The following is a 16,256-nucleotide window of genomic DNA, read 5'->3' as shown; positions in this document are numbered from 1 at the left end:
CTTCAGCCGGCTTGAACCGGGTGGCTGGCCTGGTCCAGGTAGAGCGGGTAGACCATGTTGTGACGGGTGTTGGTGGTGCGAACGCGGTAGCGCAGCAGCACATCCAGGCGCGCCAGGTCGTCGGGGTTCGGACGCACATCGAGTTGTTCGAGCTTGATCCGCGGCTCGAAGTACATGACCGCCTTCTTCAGCATGTCGGTCATCTCGGTGATGGTCTGCTGGTTGACCTCCTGGAAGACCATCTGGTGCAGGCGGGTGCCATAGCCGTGCTGCATCACCCGCTCGCCCACCCGGGTACGGAACAGGATGCGCAGGCTTTCTTCAATGTCCTCTTCGTGCTCGACCATCACCACGTGCTGGCGGTTGTCGAAGCGCGGCGGAAAGCTCCAGCCTCGGCCCAGGAAGCTCATCGCGGCTCCCTCTGCAGGTGAGCGGCCACGGAGTGGGCCATGTCGTTGGCGAGGATGAAACACGAGGGCGCCATGGCTCAGCCTCCGATGATCACGGTGGGCAGGCCCAGCACGATGCTGCCGCCATGGCCGGTGGTGTCGCCCACCCGGGCGGCGGGCTTCTTGCCGATCATCACCGTGGCGGAACCCTTGACGATCACATCGGGCGGGCCCACGCACACGGCGTTGTCACCCACCACCGCGGCGGGCAGCTTGCCGATCAGCACCGTGGGCACCCCGGGGCCGATCACCGGCCCGCCCACATGGGGAATGGGAGGCAGGCCGGGGGTCTGCATCGGGCAGGTGTGCATGTCGGTGAGGCGGGCGGCGGGGGGCATGGCGGGGTCCTGGCGGGTTGACGCGGTTCAATTGATCATCACCATCGCGCCCTTGACGGTGGTCTGGCCTGCGGCCGACAGCTCGGCGGTGGCCGAGCCTTTGCCGGTGAAGCCAACCTGAGCCTGGGCGGTGATGTTCATGCCCTGCGCCTGGATGTCGGCCTGGCAATCGAGCTTGAGGCCCGTGGTGGCGGTGAGGGTGATGCCGCCCTGGGCGGTGACCTTGATGTCTTTCGGGCTGTCGAGTGCGATGCCGTCGCTGGAGAGCTTGATGCTGTTGCCGTTCTGGTCCTTGAGCAGCACGCTCTTGTCGTTGTCGTTCAGCACCATCGTGTTCTTCGAGGGTGTCTCGATGGTGATGATCTTGTCCTTCTCGTTGAACTCGATGCGGTGCTGGCAGCGGGTGACGATGGCCTTGGTGTTGTTCTCGGCCTCCAGCGCATACGGTGGGGTGTGGTTGCTGCTGTAGAGGCTGCCAAGGATCACCGGGTAGCCGGGGTCGTCGTTGAAGAAGCCCAGCACCACCTCGTCGCCCACCTCGGGCACGAAGAACTGACCGAAGCTGTTGCTGGCGTGGCCCTGCACCAGTCGGGCCCAGATGCCGGGCGTTTCAACCTGCAGGTAGGGCAGTTGCACCTGGATGCGCTGCTCGCCTTCGGGGTCTTCGTCGAGCTTCATCACCACGCCGATGTGCAGGCCCCGGATGCCGGGCACCAGGCCACCGTTGGCTGGGGTGCGCACATCGGGGCGTTCCATGTGCCAATCGGGTGGCAGGCCGAACTCGGCCCGGCACAGCCAGTTGCCTTCGGCGATCTCGTGCTGCACCGCGCTCAGGTAGACATCGCCGCTGAATCGTTCACCCACGCCTGCCAGCGTGAGCAGCGTGCCGGGCAGTGCCTTGGCGTTGCCCTGGAAACTCAGCCTTCCGCGGACGCGGGCGAGCGTGGCCTTCAGCTGCGCCGCCTTGGCCCAGGCGTCGAGCACGTCTTTCGTCTGAGGGGCCGCGCTTTGCAGCGCATACACATCGGGCGACGCCACCGCCGCAAGCGTGGAGCCATCGAGGTTGCCTTGCGAATTGCCGGCCAGCGGCGACGCTGCGGCACCCTGCAGCAGGCCCTGCTGAGACGGGCTCCAACTGTTGGCCTGCACCGATTTCCACTGCTGGCGGGCGTCGATGTCGGCCGAGAAGTCGATCAGGTCCACGCCCCAGGTCACGCTCAACTCGGCGGCGGTGGTGAAGTCGGGCGCTTTCACGCTGACCTTGTCGCTGGTGCACTGGACCACCAGGCCCATCACATCGGCACGCGCGAGCATGAAATCCCAATCGCTGCTGTGGTGTTGCACCAGCTCCTTGTGGGTCACGCTGGTGCTCGACACATCCGCCGTCAAGCCGGCGTTGCCGATCAGCGTCTCGATGACGGCGCTGTCGGTCTGGTCGACATAGTGGGCGCTCTTTCGCCCGAGCGTCATCTTGCAGGCACTGTGGCGGCACTCCACTTCCAGCCGGCTGTAGTTGTTGCCGGTGATGCGAAAGCCGTGGCGCACCACGATGCCGCTGAAGATTTCGGATTCTTCGTCGCCATAACCCGCCTTCACCACGATGGCCGCACCCGGCTTGAACAACGCGCCGTCGCTCAGCGGGGCCTTGCCGGTGGGCATGTCGCCATCGGCGATCACCAACCGCGCCCAAGGGATGCTGTTGAGCGCCTGCCGCACGGTGACCGAGACGACTGGCAGGTCGGATTTCTCGGTGCCGTCGCAGGTGATTGAGACCCGGACCGGGCCGTCGGTGTCGCTGTCGGGGGAGACGGGCATGGCGGTTCAGCGCAGCGGCGGAAAGTGCAGCCGGACACCGGGCTGCAGGCGGCGGAACTCGCGCAGCCCGTTGTAGGCGGCGACCTCGGGGTAGTAGCGGCTGTCGCCGTAGATTCGCTGGCACAGCAGCGGCAGCGTGTCGCCCTCGCGCACCTCCACCGAGTGGCTCAGGTCGGGGCTGGAGCGGTCGGCGTAGATGCGACCCTCTTCATTGCTCACGAAGCCCATGAACTGCAGATCGGCCTTGGCCCGCAGCGGCGCCCCACTGGGCTTGAACAGCGTGTAGTTGGTCGACAGGCTCTGCAGGCGGCCGTAGAAGATCAAGGTGCCCCAGAGGATCTGGACCGGGTTGGGCTGGTGCTTGCCGCCCTGGTAGTCGTAGATGATGTTGCTGAGCGACTCGATCTGATCGGCCACATCGGTCGAGCTGAAGATGCCGAGGCCAGACGGCACGGCGCCGGTGCCATCGAACACCACCGAGAAGCTGATCTTGTCGGGATTGATCGCGCTGAACTTGACCGGGTTGCCCACCTGGCCCTGGGTGCGCTTGGTGTTGTAGCAAATGGTGCGCTCGTGCGAGAACTCGGACGGGTTGATCAGCAGCTTGTACTGGGCGCTCGAGTCCACCGTCACGATGCCGGTGCTGTCGTTGATCGTGCAGCCGGTGATGGACAGTGGCTGCTTGGAGCCGGAGATCGAGGGCAACTGCATGGTGCTGCTCGGTTCGTGGAGGGTGGGCGGTCGATCAACGTTCGCGCAACAGTTGCAGCTGCGACATCAGCCAGGTGCGGCATTCGGCAAGGATCTCTTCCTTCATCTGCTCCATTTCGTCGCAGCCGTCGCCCTCGGCCCCGCCGCCGCAGCCGCCAGCACTCTTCTTCTTGCGGCGGCGCGAACGGCCTTCCTCGTCGTCCTCGTCGTCTTCTTCGTCGTCGACGACGGCCTTGAGCACCAATTGCCGTACTTCGAGCGTCATAGCAGTCGCATGCAGTATTGGTAGGCGAAGTCGATCTGTTCGATCGCGACCTCGTTCTTGGTCGAGTTGAAGGCCTCGATCTCCCAGCGCACCGGGTAGGCGTTGTTCAGGCACCAGCTGCGGATCGGCAGGCCACTCTCGTTCAACAGGTGCACCAGCACGGGCAGAGGTGTGATGCCGAGCGTGAGCCCGTTTTCCATTACTACCTTGCACCACACCATCAGGGGCGAGGTGATGGTGGCGACGCCGCGCTTGAGGCTGAGGTTGCCTTGGCGAACCCCCTTGGGCAGCTTGTGCACGAATCGGTTCTCGCCACCCTCGACGAGGTCTTCGGTCTCCATCGTCTGGGACAGCCCCGACACCTCCTGGAATGAGGTGTCGAAGGGCGTGGCCAGCATGCCGACGTTGACGGCGAAGTAGAACGCCGAGGGCGGGTAGTCGACCAGGCCCAGCGCCTGGGCGATCGCCGTTCCTGGTGCGACCACGCTCATGGCGATCAGGCGTTGGCGATGGTCAGACCCTCGTGGGCCACTTCGATCGTCTCGACCGCCACCTCGTTGCCTTCGGCCTTGAGGTCGGTGCCGGTGATCTTGGTGGGCCAGGCGTTGGTCAAGGTCCAGACCATCGTCGGCTTGCCCTCTTCGTCGAGCAGGCTGATGGTGACCGGGATGCGCTTGATCGTGTTCATCTTGATCTGGTTGAACCAGTCCCAGAACTTGTTGTCTGACTTGAACACGCCCTTCTTCATCGTGACGTTGCCGTACTTCTTCAGGCCCGGCATCTTGATGGCAGAGAACACCGGGCTGTCGCCATGCCGGTATTCGATGGGCTGTGCTTCGACGTCCAGACCGGACACTTCTTCGAAGGACAGCACCGCAGAGTCCCACTTCACCTGGAAGTAGAACTTGGGCAGGGGCCACACTGTGGTGGATTGTTTGGAACCGTCGTCGGCCATTTCAGTGCTCCATTGCGTGTAGAGATCGGGGCAGGGCGGTCTTCAGTGCGACGAAGCCGCCCGCACCCAGCAAGCAGTCAAGGGGTGACGGCGGCAGCTCAACCCGACTTGGGCATCTGCTGCTGGAAGGTGATCTCGATGAACTCGGCCGGCCTGACCATGGCCACCAGCACCGTGACCCGCAAGATGCCTTCGAGCACATCGTTCGGCGTCATCGTCTCGCCCAGCCCCACATGCACCGAGAACGCATCCTCGGGTGATGCCCCCATCAGGCCGCCACGCTTCCAGACGCTGGTCAGGAAGTTGGTGATCATGCTTTTGATGGTGATCCAGGTGTTGGCCGTGTTGGGCTCGAACACCAGCGCCTTGGCGGCCAGGCGGCAGCTCTCTTCCAGCATGATCATCGTGCGGCGCACGTTGATGTAGCGCCAGTCGAGGCTGTTGCCGTCCAGCGTGCGAGCGCCCCACACCAACACCCCTTCGCCGATGAAGGATCGGATGGCGTTGATTGACTTGCCCTGTGCGCTGACGTTCAGGTCTTCCTGCTGCTCGGCCGAGATGCTCACCGTGGGCGAGATCACGCCATTCAGGCTGACATTGGCCGGGGCCTTCCACACGCCGCGGGTGTTGTCCACCATCGTGTAGACGCCGGCCATCGCGCTGCTGGGCGGCATCACGTTGAGCTGACGGCGCACCTCGGTGAGCACGGCCTTGTAGACCTGGCTCGCGCCGGCGAGGGTCTTGTTCAACAGGTCGCGGCGGGCCTTGACGCCGGCATCCAGCGCATCGGTGGACAGCGGGTTGTCGTAGCTGGCTTCCCACACGTTGTCGGCGGCGGCTTCGGCCTGGGCCTTGGCGTCGTCGTCGGTCAGGGCGCTGTCGGCCGCCTTGGCCGCCGCGACGGTGTCGTCGACGAACTTCTTGCGGGCCTCTTCGTAGGCCTTGGCCCGATCGGCGGCGGCAGTCTTCTGCGTATCGTCGAAGGTCTTCAGGTCGGCTTCGATGTCGGCATCGCTCTTCTTGGCCGCCTTGCCTTCACTGACGATCTTGGCGCGGCCGGCCTTGGCCGCGGCATCGTCGCGTTGCTTGCGCGCTTCGGCCACCACCACCGGGGTGAAGTTGGTCTTGAGCTTGGCGACTTCCTCGAACATCGCCCGGGTGTGCGCCTTGGTCGTGGCATCCACGGCGTCGGGCAGGTTCAGCTCGGCGCGGATCAACTGCGACAGCAGGTCGAGGCTGCCGGCCTCGATGTTCTGAAAGTCGATCTCCTTCTCGCCGACCACCGAGGTGTTGAGCCAGGGGTAGTAGGCCGCGGCGAAGTCGAGGAAGTTGATGCCCAGGCTGTCGCGGAAGGCCGCCACCGGGTCACCCTGCGGGAACTCGCGTGGCTTGTCGCCATTCCACACGTCGAGGATGGCCACGCGGTTCTTCATCTCGTAGCCGCAGTGGCTGAGCATCGCCTGCTGGATGTCCTTGCAGGTGTCCGAATCGCTGAAGCGCACCGCCTCCGGCACCAGCAGCATCGTTGGCTCTTGCTCTTTCTTCAGGGCATCGATGCCCTTCTGGAACAGCTCGGGGTCCAGCTCCTGCTTGTAGTTGCCGATCGAGACGACGTAGCAGCGGCCCCCGCCGTTCTGGAAGAAGTGGCGCAGCGCGTTGTACAGGCCATAGTCGCCCCCGGCGCTGCCTTTGACCTGGCTGAGCCGGTAGCCCTTCTTGCTGGACGGCGTGTCGGGCTGGCTGATGGCTTGGAACTGGGCGTCGAACGGGTCGCTGACCTCAGCCAGGCTGAAGCGTGGTTTGGGTGGCCCGCCGAAGTACTGGTGGTACTCGGCCATCGAGCTGATCGGCCAGGGCCGCAGCGTCAATGGCGTGTTGTGGTTATCGGCCCATTCGGTGTGGCCGACGAAGGCGGGCACGGCCGTGGCGACCTCGACCACCGAATTCGGAAAGGCGTTTTTCTCGACGATATAGACGCCCGGAGTTTTCATGACACCCATCGGTTTCTCCTGTGTGGGTCAGCGGCTGACGAAGATTTCGGAGACGGCCTGCCGGCCGCCCGGCCCGCTCTCGAACTGCAATGCCGTCGGCCGCGGAGCCGGCAGCTGGGACATGACAACCCGGGTCGCCGCTGCGGTATGCCCCGCGCGCAGCTGCAATCCGGTGGGTACCCGTTCGGACAGGGCCAAGGGTGCCCGCGAGCGAAAACAGTGAGCCTGATGGTCGGGCGAGCCTTCGATCGGGGTCAGGCCCAGCGACTCGAATTCGCGCTGGCCCTGGGTGTCGACGATCGAGATCACCTTCTCTTCCCACTCGCCCAGCAGCCAGTAGCACCAGATGCTGCGGCGGCTGAACCATTGCAGCGCCCAACGCTGGCCCAGGCCGGCGCGCCAGGCGGCGGCGTCGGCGCCGTCGCCCAGGTCGAAGCGCACCGTCTGCGGCGCCGGGTCTTCGGTGTAGTAGGCGAAGGCGGGTTCGGTGCTGCGCACCGTGAAGTCGAGCGTGCCGCGCGTCGCGCCGCCGTCATCTCGCGGGATGGGGGCGGCGAGTTCCTGCCGCAGGTCATCCAGCCGCGCTTCGGGGGCATGCAGGCTGAGGGTCTGGCCGTTGTCGCGCACCACCAAGCCGAATGCACGGATCAACTCGGCGCAGGCGGCGGTCGGCTCGAAGCGCATGCCACGGGCGCGGCCGTCGGCAAAGTAGTCGTGCTGCGCTTCGAGGTACGCGAGCAGATGCAGGCGCAGGGTGATCATGACAGGCTTCTCGGTTGACCGGCGGAAGCCTGGGTGTCGGTGCCCCGCACGCCACTGTCGCGGCCCTGCACCTGCTGGCCATCCAGGCTGACCATTCGGACCCGGTACAGCACCGAGGGCAGATACCTGCCGCTGTGGATGCCCCAGAGGCTGTGCATCTCCGAGCTGCTCAGGTTCTCGATCGACAGCACCAGGCGCTCCAGCCGTGAATCGAGTCCGGGCGCGTTGTGTTGGTCAAGCACTTGGTGCGACTGGAAGAAGGCGATGGCGCTGCTGAGAAACTTCAACGCCTCGGGGTAGTTGCCGCCACTGAAATTGGCAGCGCACATCACCAGCAGATTCAGGTAGACCGGCTCGCTGGTGGTGAGCTGCTGAGCCCGCAGCCCCAACTGGGCCCCAGGGGCCCGGTGGGCGATCGTGTCGCGCTCCACCCCGGCCAGGAACAGCACCAGCTTGTTCGCCACCAGCGGCACGAGCGTGCCGTTCTGCTCCAGCAGGTTCGACAGCACCGCGAGGTCTTCGCTGAGCTGGTAGCGCCGGCGCAGATGCTCGTTGAGCTGCCCGGCCATCAGGCTCAAGGCGGCGTCGATCATGGCGTGAAGGGCTGGTTGGTCACGGCCCACACGTTAGGCACCCTCGCGCCTTCGGCCTATCGGCCCACGGCTGATTTCAGCTCGGCATTTTTCTGATCAGCAGAATGCTGATGGGGGGAACCCTCGCGTGGCATTGGGGCTTTCAAGCGCCACCGACATGAATGTCCACCACGCCGACCGGGCCTTTTGAAGCGGCCATTCACCCGAAAGCCCCACAAGAGCCCATCACATATTCTCGAAGTCGACATGACGTGCGCAGTAGGCCCCGTGAAATCGGTGGTTCTTCGCGATCAAAGGGCCGACATGGTGTGTCTCTGCTCAACAAACACGCTCAAAGGTCGATGCCGTGCGTGGCGCTGAACCCGACCCGAGAAACCCATCGCCTGAATCGGTCGAACCCTTGCGCTGAACCCTACAACCAAGAAACTGACTTGAACCTGACCAGCTCCTGGGAAGTATCTCGACGTCGCCGACAAAGCATCAGAAACAGGATGCGAGTGAGCAAGCTGCGGCGACCCAGAACGGAGTGATTTCAGGCAAGTCCTCAGGCGCATTGACTCACCGAATGTTCAAGATCTCCATGGGCCTGAAGGGCCAACTGCTTTCCTTGGCCCTGTCCGGCCTGGCCGCCGCGGCCGCCATCAGCACGATCGCCTACGTCAACATCCAGCGTCTGGCCGACGCCGAGGCAGATGTTTCGGAAGACGCGATTCCCAGTTTGCTGATCATCGGAAAGATCAACGACGTTGCGAGCAACGTCCGCGAGAAGCAACTGAAGCTGACGCTCGCCCGAAGCCCCGAGCAGATCCAGACCGATGAAGCCGACATGCGTCGCTACATCGAAGCGGCGGGCCCGCTGTTCACTGACTATGAGCAGAGAATCGACAGCGATCAAGAGCGAAAGCTGGAGGAGACGGTACGACGCCGTTTCGACGAGTTCGTGAAACACGCAGAGTCGACCCGACTCGCCATGAGTTCTTCCGACGCGTCGGCGGCGGAGTCCGCGCGGGCCAGTGCGCACGATGCGGACTCCAAGCTCTTTGATGAGCTGGGTGCCGCCATCGACGAGCTGTCGTCGTTCAATGAAGAGGCCGTGAAGCAGACCCACGCCGATGCGGTGTCGACCGCCTCGCGTGCCACCTGGGTGCTGATCGCGGCGGCGCTGACCTCGGCGATCGTTCTGATCGGGGTCGCCCTGTCGGTGATCGGGCGCTTGATCCGGCAGATTGGCGGTGAGCCCCAGCAGGCGGCAGATCTGGCCAAGGCCGTGGCACTGGGTGACTTGAGCACGGCGGTCACGATCCGGCCCGGCGATGCCGACAGCGTCATGGCGCACCTGGCGCAGATGCAAGCGGGTCTGGCAGGGATCGTCCACTCGGTACGCACCAACGCAGACGGCCTGGCCAATGCGTCGTCGGAGATCGCTCAGGCGAACTCTGATTTGTCCCGCCGCACCGAGCAGCAAGCGAGCGCGCTGGAGGAGACCGCCGCCTCGATGGAAGAGTTGGGCTCGACCGTGAAGCAGAACGCCGACAACGCACGGCAGGCCAACCAGCTGGCCCTCGGTGCCCGCGAGGTGGCGACGCAAGGCGGCGAGGTCGTTGGCCAGGTCGTCGACACGATGAGGGGCATCAATGAGAGTTCGAAGAAGATCGTCGACATCATCGGTGTCATCGACGGCATCGCCTTTCAGACGAACATCCTGGCGCTGAACGCCGCCGTCGAGGCCGCGCGCGCAGGTGAACAAGGGCGCGGCTTCGCCGTGGTGGCCGGCGAGGTGCGGACGCTTGCCCAACGCAGCGCCGACGCGGCACGAGAGGTCAAGACACTCATTTCCACGAGCGTGGAGCGCGTTGAAGCGGGCACGGCGCTCGTCGACCGTGCCGGCTCGACGATGGCCGAGGTCGTGTCTTCCATCAAGCGTGTCACCGACATCATGGGTGAAATCAGTTCGGCGAGCGTCGAGCAATCCGCAGGTGTCAAGCAGGTGGGTGAAGCGGTGACGCAGATGGACCAGGCCACGCAGCAGAACGCCGCGCTCGTTGAACAAAGTGCGGCCACGTCCGAGGCCTTGAAGGTGCAGGCCGAGGAACTCGTGCAGGCCGTGGCGGTCTTCAAGATCGCCCACGCCTCGGTGTAAGGCGCCCAGGCGCGCCGCCTGGCGCGCCTTCGGGTGGCGTCTCGCTGCCTCTCACTGCGTCTCCCTGCGTGCCGCGGCGTCCGGCAGCGCCCTGCTGCCTTCAAGCGCGGCGCACGGGCAGCTGGCACGCGATCTCGACGTGCTCCGCCCCATGCGCGTAGGGGCGACCGATCCAGGCCTCGAAGGTCGGGTGGTCGTCGGGCAGGTAGCCGCTGTGCGGCAGCCAGGTGCGGTACAGCCAGTCGAAGGCGCGAGCTTCCAGCGCCAGGTCGCCCCGGACGATCACCTCGGCCACCCGCATGGCCGGGAAGTCAAAGCGGGCGACGCCGCCGACGGGCGCAAAAGACCCGTCGGCGACGACGGCCGCGTCATAGCGGCAATCCTTCAGCGCGACGATTTCCGGCTCGTCCCACATGTAGCCCAGCCACGAGCCGCCGCCCAAGCCGCGCTCGTCGGCCCACCGCATCAGGCGCTCGCAGGCCGCCTGCACCGCACCCGGCCGATGCGGCGCCAGGACGCGGATGTAAGCCACCGTGCGCGGCGGCAGGTCGCGCAGCGTCACCTCGAACCCATCCGGGTTCTCGCCCGGCGCCAGGAAGTAGCTCGCGTCAACGGCCCGCCCCGGGTTCAGGATGCGCTCAAACTCCTCGCGCCGCGACTGGCGGAAGGCCTCCAGGTCGAAGGCGCTGGGGGGCAGGCCGTAGCGCTGCCTGAAGCTGCGCGAGAAGTCTGACGACGACGCGAAACCGCAGCGCAGCGCGACGTCGGTGAGCCTCGTGGCCGGCTCGTGCGACATCAGGTACAGCGCGCGTTCGAGCCGCTGCCGTTTGATGAACTGGGCCAGGTTCTCGCCCAACGTGGCCTTGAAAAGGCGGTGGAAGTGAAACGGCGACACGTGGGCCGCGGCGGCCACGTCTTCCAGGCGCAGCGGCCCGTTCAGGTGCGTCACCACATGGTCGATCGCCCGGTTGATGCGCTCGGCGCAGGCGCTGGAAGACGTCTCGATCCGCAAGATTTGGCAAGCCGCAGCTGAAGTTGGCGGGCATCCTATCGCTCACCGCAAACGCAGCAGGAGACATCGAATGACGCCACACCGCATCGCCCGGCCGGGTTGGGGAGCACGCGCTGCCTTGACGGCACCGGTGGTGGGGTTGGTGATGTCCTTGGCGGCACTGCAACCCAGCCACGCCACTGAAAGCTCAACCATGGATCTCGGCAATTTCTCCGTCAGCCTGGCCGTCAAGGACATCCAGGTCTCCAAGGCCTTCTATGAAAAGCTGGGCTTCGTCCAGGTGGGCGGCGTGTTGGCCCAACGCTGGGTGGTGATGCAAAGCGGCCTGGCCCGAATCGGCCTGTTCCAGGGCATGTTCGAAAAGAACCTGCTGACCTTCAACCCGGGCTGGTCGGCAGACAAGCAGACGCTCGCCGAGTTCACCGACGTGCGCGAGCTGCAGCGCACGTTGGCGGCACGCGGCATCGCCGTGACGGCGCCGGCCGATGAAGGCGGCACCGGCCCTGCGTTCTTCATGGTCACCGATCCCGACGGCAACCCCCTGCTGTTCGACCAGCATGTCGCCAGCCCGCAGCGCCCGGGCGCGACACCGCCGGCGGCGACCGCCACGGCCCGATGAGCCGGTGGGGAAGGTGCCGTGTGCGGGGCGGCGCGTCGCCCGGCCAGATGTGGGGCGCTGGCTAGTCGCGGGTCAGCCGTCTGTGGCGGGGTTGGCGTGGGCCCCAGGCAGCCTGTCGGCCGGGCCGGGGGCCAGGGCGAAGTCTTCTTCTTCGTCTCTGCGGCGGCTGAGTCGGTAGAGCACGGGCAGCACCAGCAGCGTCAGGGCGGTGGACGACAGGATGCCTCCGATCACGACCGTGGCAATAGGCCGCTGCACCTCGGCCCCGGTGCCCATGGACAAGGCCATGGGCACGAAGCCGAGCGAGGCCACCAGTGCCGTCATCAGCACGGGGCGCAGGCGGGTGAGGGCGCCTTCACGGATGGCGATGTCCAGCGGCATGCCACCGTCGCGCAGATTGCGGATGAACGACAGCATCACGAGCCCGTTGAGCACCGCCACCCCGGACAGCGCAATGAAGCCCACTGCCGCCGAGATGGACAGCGGAATGTCGCGCAACCACAGCGCCACCACGCCGCCGGTGAGGGCGAACGGGATGCCGGTGAAGACGAGCAGGCCGTCTTTCAGGTTGCCGAACATGGCGAACAGCAGCGTGAACACCAGCAGCAGCGCGACCGGCACCACGACCTGCAACCGGCTCGTTGCTGACTGCAGGTTCTCGAACTGGCCGCCCCAGGTCGTCCAGTAGCCGGGTGGCAACTTCACCTGCGTCAGTGCCGCCTGCGCCTCGGCCACGAACGTGCCGAGGTCGCGGCCGCGCACGTTGGCGCTGACGACCACGCGGCGCTTTCCGTTTTCTCGGCTCACCTGATTGGGACCTGGCTGCAGCTGCAGTTGGGCCACCTCGCTCAAGGGAACGTAGGCCGTGCGCTCTCCGGCCCGCGGCAGCGGGACGGGCAGGCGCCCGATCGCATCGAGATCGCCCCGCAGCCGCTCGGTCAGGCGCACCACGATGTCGTAGCGTCGGTCGCCATCGAACAGGGTTCCCGCTTCTCGGCCACCCACGGCGGCGGCCACGGTGTCTTGCACGTCGCCGACGTTCAAACCGTAGCGCGCTGTCTTTTCACGGTCGATCGCCACGGTCAGCATCGGCAGGCCGGTGGTCTGCTCGATGTTGACTTCGGCAGCCCCTGGCAGCGCCTGGAGGATCTCGGCGATCTGCGCAGCCGTGGCCTGAAGCTGCTCCATGTCGTCGCCAAACACCTTGACCGCGACGTCCGACCGCACGCCCGAGATGAGTTCGTTGAATCGCAGCTGGATGGGCTGCGAGAACTCATGGTTTTGCCCCGGCAGCTTGGCGACTTCGACTTGCACGGCGGCCAGCAGCTCGTCGCGCGTCTTGCGCGGTTCGGGCCATTGGTCCATCGGCTTGAGCATCACGTAGCCGTCGGAGATGTTGGGGGGCATCGGGTCGGACGCGATCTCGGCCGTGCCGGTGCGTGCGAACACCCGCTCGATTTCCGGGAACTTGTCGACCAAGACGCTTTCCAGTTGCTGTTGCATGGCCACCGATTGGGTGAGGCTGGTGCCCGGCAGGCGCAACGTCTGGATGGCGAAGTCGCCCTCGTTCAGGCTGGGCACGAATTCGCTGCCCAGTCGCGTGGCCAGCAGGCCCGACAACACCACGGTCACCGCAGCGAACGTCAACACCACCGGTGGCGCCTGCATCGCCTTGTCCAGGCAGGGCGCGTACCAACGCCGCGCCGCCTGCATCAGCGGGTTGTCCTTCTCGCTGACCTTGTGGCCGATGAACAGCGCCACCGACGCCGGCACGAAGGTGATCGAGAGGATCATCGCGCCCAGCAGCGCGGTCACCACGGTGAACGCCATCGGGTGGAACATCTTGCCCTCGACACCTGAGAGAGCAAAGATCGGCAGGTAGACGATCATGATGATCAACTGCCCGTAGAGCAGCGGTCGGCGTGCCTCCTGCGACGCGACGAACACCTCGTGCATGCGCTCGCGAAGCGTGAGCGCGCGACCATGGTGCTGCTGCGCATGCGCGAGACGCCGCACGCAGTTCTCGACGATCACCACCGCGCCGTCGACGATGATCCCGAAGTCGAGTGCCCCCAGGCTCATCAGATTGGCGCTCACCTTCTGGCTGACCATGCCGGTGAAGGTAAACAGCATCGACAGCGGGATGACCAGCGCCGTGATGACGGCCGCACGCACATTGCCCAGAAACAGGAACAGGACGGCCATGACCAGCACGGCGCCTTCGACCAGGTTCTTCTTCACCGTGTCGATCGCCTTGTCCACCAGCGTGGTTCGGTCGTAGACGGTGACGGCCTTCACCCCGGGCGGCAAGGTCTGGTTGATCTCGACCATCTTGCTTGCCACAGCCTGAGAGACGGTGCGGCTGTTTTCGCCCACCAACATGAACACGGTGCCAAGGACGACCTCGCGCCCGTTGTCCGTGGCCGCCCCCGAGCGCAGCTCCCGCCCGATCTCGACCTCGGCCACATCGCGGATGCGGATCGGCGTGCCATCCACGTTGCCGAGGATGACGTTGCCGATGTCCTGGGCAGAGGCGACCTGGCCCGGCGCGCGGATCAGGTACTGCTCGCCACGCCGTTCGATGTAGCCGGCCCCCACGTTCGCGTTGTTGCGCTCCAGCGCGCTGACGACGCCATCCAGGGTGAAGCCGAAGGCGGACAGGCGCTCCGGGTTGGGCGCGACGACGTATTGGCGCTCGAAGCCGCCGATCGAGTTGATCTCGGTGACGCCGCGCACCTGGCGAAGCTGCGGCTTGATGATCCAGTCCTGGATCTCGCGCAGGTCCGTCGGCGTGTAGGCCGTGCCGTCGGCCTTCTTGGCGCCCTCGTCGGCCTCGACGGTCCAGAGGTAGATCTCTCCCAAGCCGGTGGAGATCGGCCCGATGACCGGGCTGATGCCATCCGGCAACTGGTCTCGGGCCGATTGGATGCGCTCGTTGACCAACTGGCGCGCGAAGTAGATGTCGGTACCGTCGTCGAAGATGACTGTCACCTGGGACAGCCCGTAGCGCGACAGCGACCGCGTCTGCTGAAGGCCGGGCAGGCCCGCCATGACCGTCTCGATCGGGTAGGTGATGCGCTGCTCGGTCTCCAGTGGCGAATAGCCGGGCGCGGCGGTGTTGATCTGGACCTGCACATTGGTGATGTCCGGCACCGCGTCGATCGGCAGCTTCTGGTAGCTGAAAACGCCGAGTGCGGCCATGGCCACCGCGGCCAGCAGCACCAGCCATCGCTGCTCGATGGCAAATCGGATGATTCGTTCAAACATGCTGATGCATCCGATCTCAATGGGTGTGGGTGGCGGAGCCCTTGCCGGCCTCCGACTTGATCAGAAAGCTGCCGGCCGCCGCATGAAGGGTGCCGGGTTGAAGGCCCCGGAGCACCTCCACGCGCTGCCCGTCACTTCGCCCCAGCACCACGGGCTGCGGCGCGAAGCCTTCGGGTACCCGGACGAAAACGGTGGCCCGGTTGTCCACCTGCTGCACCGCGTCGGCCGACACGGTGACGGCCGCCGGTTCCCCTTCGGCCACCCGCTCCACCGTGACGAACAGGCCGGGACGCCACGCCCCTTGGGGGTTGGCCAGCGTGATCCGCGCTTTGGCGGCGCGGGTCTGTTCACCGAGCAGTGCGCCGATGTAGGCCACGGTGCCGGTCACCGTTTGCGCCGAGGCGCCGGAGCGCACCGACACCTTGTCGCCCACCCGAAACTGGCCGATGTCTTTGGCAGCGACGTCGATCTCTGCCCAGACCGTGTCGAGATCGGCGATGGTGAAGACGTTCGCATCCTCTTTCACCAGCTCGCCCAGCGTCAGGTGTTTCTCGACCACCGTGCCGTTGAAGGGCGCGCGAAGCTGGAAGCGGTTGAGGCTGTCGGTGGGTTGGCCAAGGGCGCCGATGGCTTGCAGCTTCTGGTGCCGGTTGGCCACGGCGATCTCGGCCTCACGCAGAGCGGCTTCGGCCGCCAGCACGTCTTGCTCGGGCGAGATCTTGTCCTGCCAGAGCCGCTTCTCGCGCTCGTAGGTCGATCGCGCCAGTTGCTCGCGCTTGAGGGCCGCCTGCAGCTCGCTGCGCTGCTCGGACACGGTCGCGCTGCTCAGCGTGGCCAGCACCTGGCCCTTTTGGACCCGCTCGCCCAGCGACACCGCCACCTGGTCGACCACGCCCGCCACTCTGGGCACCACATGGGCGGTGCGATCTTCGTTGAATCGGATTTCTCCGGGGAAGGTCAAGGTCGACTGGATGCGGGCGTCACGCGCGGCTTCGACGACGATGCTCGCCGACTGGATCTGCGCGTCGGACATGGCGATCAGGCCGGCCTCGTCCTGGCCATGCTCTGGGTGCTGGTCGTGGGGATCGGTGGGGCGGTCGTTGCGGTGATCGTCCGGGTGGCCTTGGCCATGAGCCTTGTCGGCATGGTCATCGTCGTCATGCTCGGCATGACCTTGCGCCGCGGCATGGCCATGGCCTTCTTCGCCAGCGGGTTGGGTCGGCCCCAGGCGCCAGATGGCCATCGCGCCCAGGATGCCGAGGGCTACCAGCACGGCGACGGCGATCCGTTGCTTCGCGGGGGGAGTGGGTGAGGGGAATGGCATGGTCGTGTTCTCGAA

At 65.8% G+C, this 16,256-nt stretch carries 15 protein-coding genes; 2 read left to right on the top strand and 13 right to left on the bottom strand.

The features are described from left to right. Positions 1–2: 2 nt before the first annotated feature. The 10 genes from AACH06_RS26970 to AACH06_RS26925 form a co-directional block, all read right to left on the bottom strand. Positions 3–410 carry a GPW/gp25 family protein gene (locus AACH06_RS26970; protein ID WP_341428916.1) on the bottom strand — a complete coding sequence of 136 codons (408 nt, stop codon included), beginning with the start codon at positions 408–410 and terminating at the stop codon, positions 3–5. A gap of 77 nt (positions 411–487) precedes the next feature. Then, the gene (locus AACH06_RS26965) at positions 488–787 is read right to left on the bottom strand and encodes a PAAR domain-containing protein (protein ID WP_341428915.1); all 300 of its coding nucleotides are present in this window, start codon (positions 785–787) and stop codon (positions 488–490) included. A 27-nt stretch (positions 788–814) separates the two neighbouring features. Continuing rightward, positions 815–2,602, bottom strand: a complete 1,788-nt coding sequence (vgrG, locus tag AACH06_RS26960; protein ID WP_341428914.1) for a type VI secretion system tip protein VgrG — start codon at positions 2,600–2,602, stop codon at positions 815–817. Positions 2,603–2,608: 6 nt separating this feature from the next. Beyond that, complete coding sequence (locus tag AACH06_RS26955) at positions 2,609–3,313, bottom strand: CIS tube protein (protein WP_341428913.1); 705 nt, start codon at positions 3,311–3,313, stop codon at positions 2,609–2,611. Positions 3,314–3,347: 34 nt separating this feature from the next. After that, positions 3,348–3,554 (bottom strand): hypothetical protein, encoded by a 207-nt coding sequence (locus tag AACH06_RS26950; RefSeq protein WP_341428929.1) that lies wholly within the window; start codon positions 3,552–3,554, stop codon positions 3,348–3,350. A gap of 20 nt (positions 3,555–3,574) precedes the next feature. Then, positions 3,575–4,069: a phage tail protein gene (locus AACH06_RS26945; RefSeq protein ID WP_341428912.1), complete on the bottom strand. Its 495-nt coding sequence runs from the start codon at positions 4,067–4,069 to the stop codon at positions 3,575–3,577. A gap of 5 nt (positions 4,070–4,074) precedes the next feature. Further along, positions 4,075–4,533, bottom strand: coding sequence for a phage tail protein (locus AACH06_RS26940; RefSeq protein ID WP_341428911.1), 459 nt, complete (start codon positions 4,531–4,533; stop codon positions 4,075–4,077). A 98-nt stretch (positions 4,534–4,631) separates the two neighbouring features. Continuing rightward, entirely contained in the window at positions 4,632–6,533 is a 1,902-nt protein-coding gene (locus tag AACH06_RS26935) for a phage tail sheath C-terminal domain-containing protein (protein ID WP_341428910.1), read from the bottom strand. An 18-nt stretch (positions 6,534–6,551) separates the two neighbouring features. Beyond that, positions 6,552–7,286: a hypothetical protein gene (locus AACH06_RS26930; protein ID WP_341428909.1), complete on the bottom strand. Its 735-nt coding sequence runs from the start codon at positions 7,284–7,286 to the stop codon at positions 6,552–6,554. Then, positions 7,283–7,879 carry a Pvc16 family protein gene (locus tag AACH06_RS26925; RefSeq protein ID WP_341428908.1) on the bottom strand — a complete coding sequence of 199 codons (597 nt, stop codon included), beginning with the start codon at positions 7,877–7,879 and terminating at the stop codon, positions 7,283–7,285. Before AACH06_RS26925 ends, AACH06_RS26930 begins: the two co-directional genes overlap by 4 nt. Positions 7,880–8,444: 565 nt before the next feature. Between AACH06_RS26925 and AACH06_RS26920 the strand changes: the two genes are divergently transcribed. Then, complete coding sequence (locus AACH06_RS26920; protein ID WP_341428907.1) at positions 8,445–10,019, top strand: methyl-accepting chemotaxis protein; 1,575 nt, start codon at positions 8,445–8,447, stop codon at positions 10,017–10,019. Between the two features lie 100 nt (positions 10,020–10,119). Here AACH06_RS26920 and AACH06_RS26915 read toward each other — a convergent pair whose 3' ends face one another. Next, positions 10,120–11,031, bottom strand: a complete 912-nt coding sequence (locus tag AACH06_RS26915) for an AraC family transcriptional regulator (protein WP_341428906.1) — start codon at positions 11,029–11,031, stop codon at positions 10,120–10,122. A 70-nt stretch (positions 11,032–11,101) separates the two neighbouring features. On the opposite strand from AACH06_RS26915, the gene AACH06_RS26910 reads away from it, so the two are divergent. Then, complete coding sequence (locus AACH06_RS26910; protein WP_341428905.1) at positions 11,102–11,650, top strand: VOC family protein; 549 nt, start codon at positions 11,102–11,104, stop codon at positions 11,648–11,650. 72 nt (positions 11,651–11,722) lie between these two features. Here AACH06_RS26910 and AACH06_RS26905 read toward each other — a convergent pair whose 3' ends face one another. After that, a complete protein-coding gene (locus AACH06_RS26905; protein ID WP_341428904.1) occupies positions 11,723–14,917 on the bottom strand; it encodes a CusA/CzcA family heavy metal efflux RND transporter in 3,195 nt (1,064 codons plus the stop codon). A 16-nt stretch (positions 14,918–14,933) separates the two neighbouring features. Then, a complete protein-coding gene (locus AACH06_RS26900; RefSeq protein WP_341428903.1) occupies positions 14,934–16,241 on the bottom strand; it encodes an efflux RND transporter periplasmic adaptor subunit in 1,308 nt (435 codons plus the stop codon). Positions 16,242–16,256: the final 15 nt, after the last annotated feature.

This window comes from Ideonella lacteola, assembly GCF_038066555.1.
In the GTDB taxonomy this organism is placed as follows: Bacteria; Pseudomonadota; Gammaproteobacteria; order Burkholderiales; family Burkholderiaceae_C; genus Ideonella; species Ideonella lacteola.
This window is presented reverse-complemented; position numbering and strand designations above follow the sequence as displayed.

Coding starts and splice junctions, on each gene's coding strand:
- AACH06_RS26970 (WP_341428916.1), bottom strand. CDS start 410: ATGAGCTTCCTGGGCCGAGGCTGGAGCTTTCCGCCGCGCTTCGACAAC.
- AACH06_RS26965 (WP_341428915.1), bottom strand. CDS start 787: ATGCCCCCCGCCGCCCGCCTCACCGACATGCACACCTGCCCGATGCAG.
- vgrG (WP_341428914.1), bottom strand. CDS start 2,602: ATGCCCGTCTCCCCCGACAGCGACACCGACGGCCCGGTCCGGGTCTCA.
- AACH06_RS26955 (WP_341428913.1), bottom strand. CDS start 3,313: ATGCAGTTGCCCTCGATCTCCGGCTCCAAGCAGCCACTGTCCATCACC.
- AACH06_RS26945 (WP_341428912.1), bottom strand. CDS start 4,069: ATGAGCGTGGTCGCACCAGGAACGGCGATCGCCCAGGCGCTGGGCCTG.
- AACH06_RS26940 (WP_341428911.1), bottom strand. CDS start 4,533: ATGGCCGACGACGGTTCCAAACAATCCACCACAGTGTGGCCCCTGCCC.
- AACH06_RS26935 (WP_341428910.1), bottom strand. CDS start 6,533: ATGGGTGTCATGAAAACTCCGGGCGTCTATATCGTCGAGAAAAACGCC.
- AACH06_RS26930 (WP_341428909.1), bottom strand. CDS start 7,286: ATGATCACCCTGCGCCTGCATCTGCTCGCGTACCTCGAAGCGCAGCAC.
- AACH06_RS26925 (WP_341428908.1), bottom strand. CDS start 7,879: ATGATCGACGCCGCCTTGAGCCTGATGGCCGGGCAGCTCAACGAGCAT.
- AACH06_RS26920 (WP_341428907.1), top strand. CDS start 8,445: ATGTTCAAGATCTCCATGGGCCTGAAGGGCCAACTGCTTTCCTTGGCC.
- AACH06_RS26910 (WP_341428905.1), top strand. CDS start 11,102: ATGACGCCACACCGCATCGCCCGGCCGGGTTGGGGAGCACGCGCTGCC.
- AACH06_RS26905 (WP_341428904.1), bottom strand. CDS start 14,917: ATGTTTGAACGAATCATCCGATTTGCCATCGAGCAGCGATGGCTGGTG.
- AACH06_RS26900 (WP_341428903.1), bottom strand. CDS start 16,241: ATGCCATTCCCCTCACCCACTCCCCCCGCGAAGCAACGGATCGCCGTC.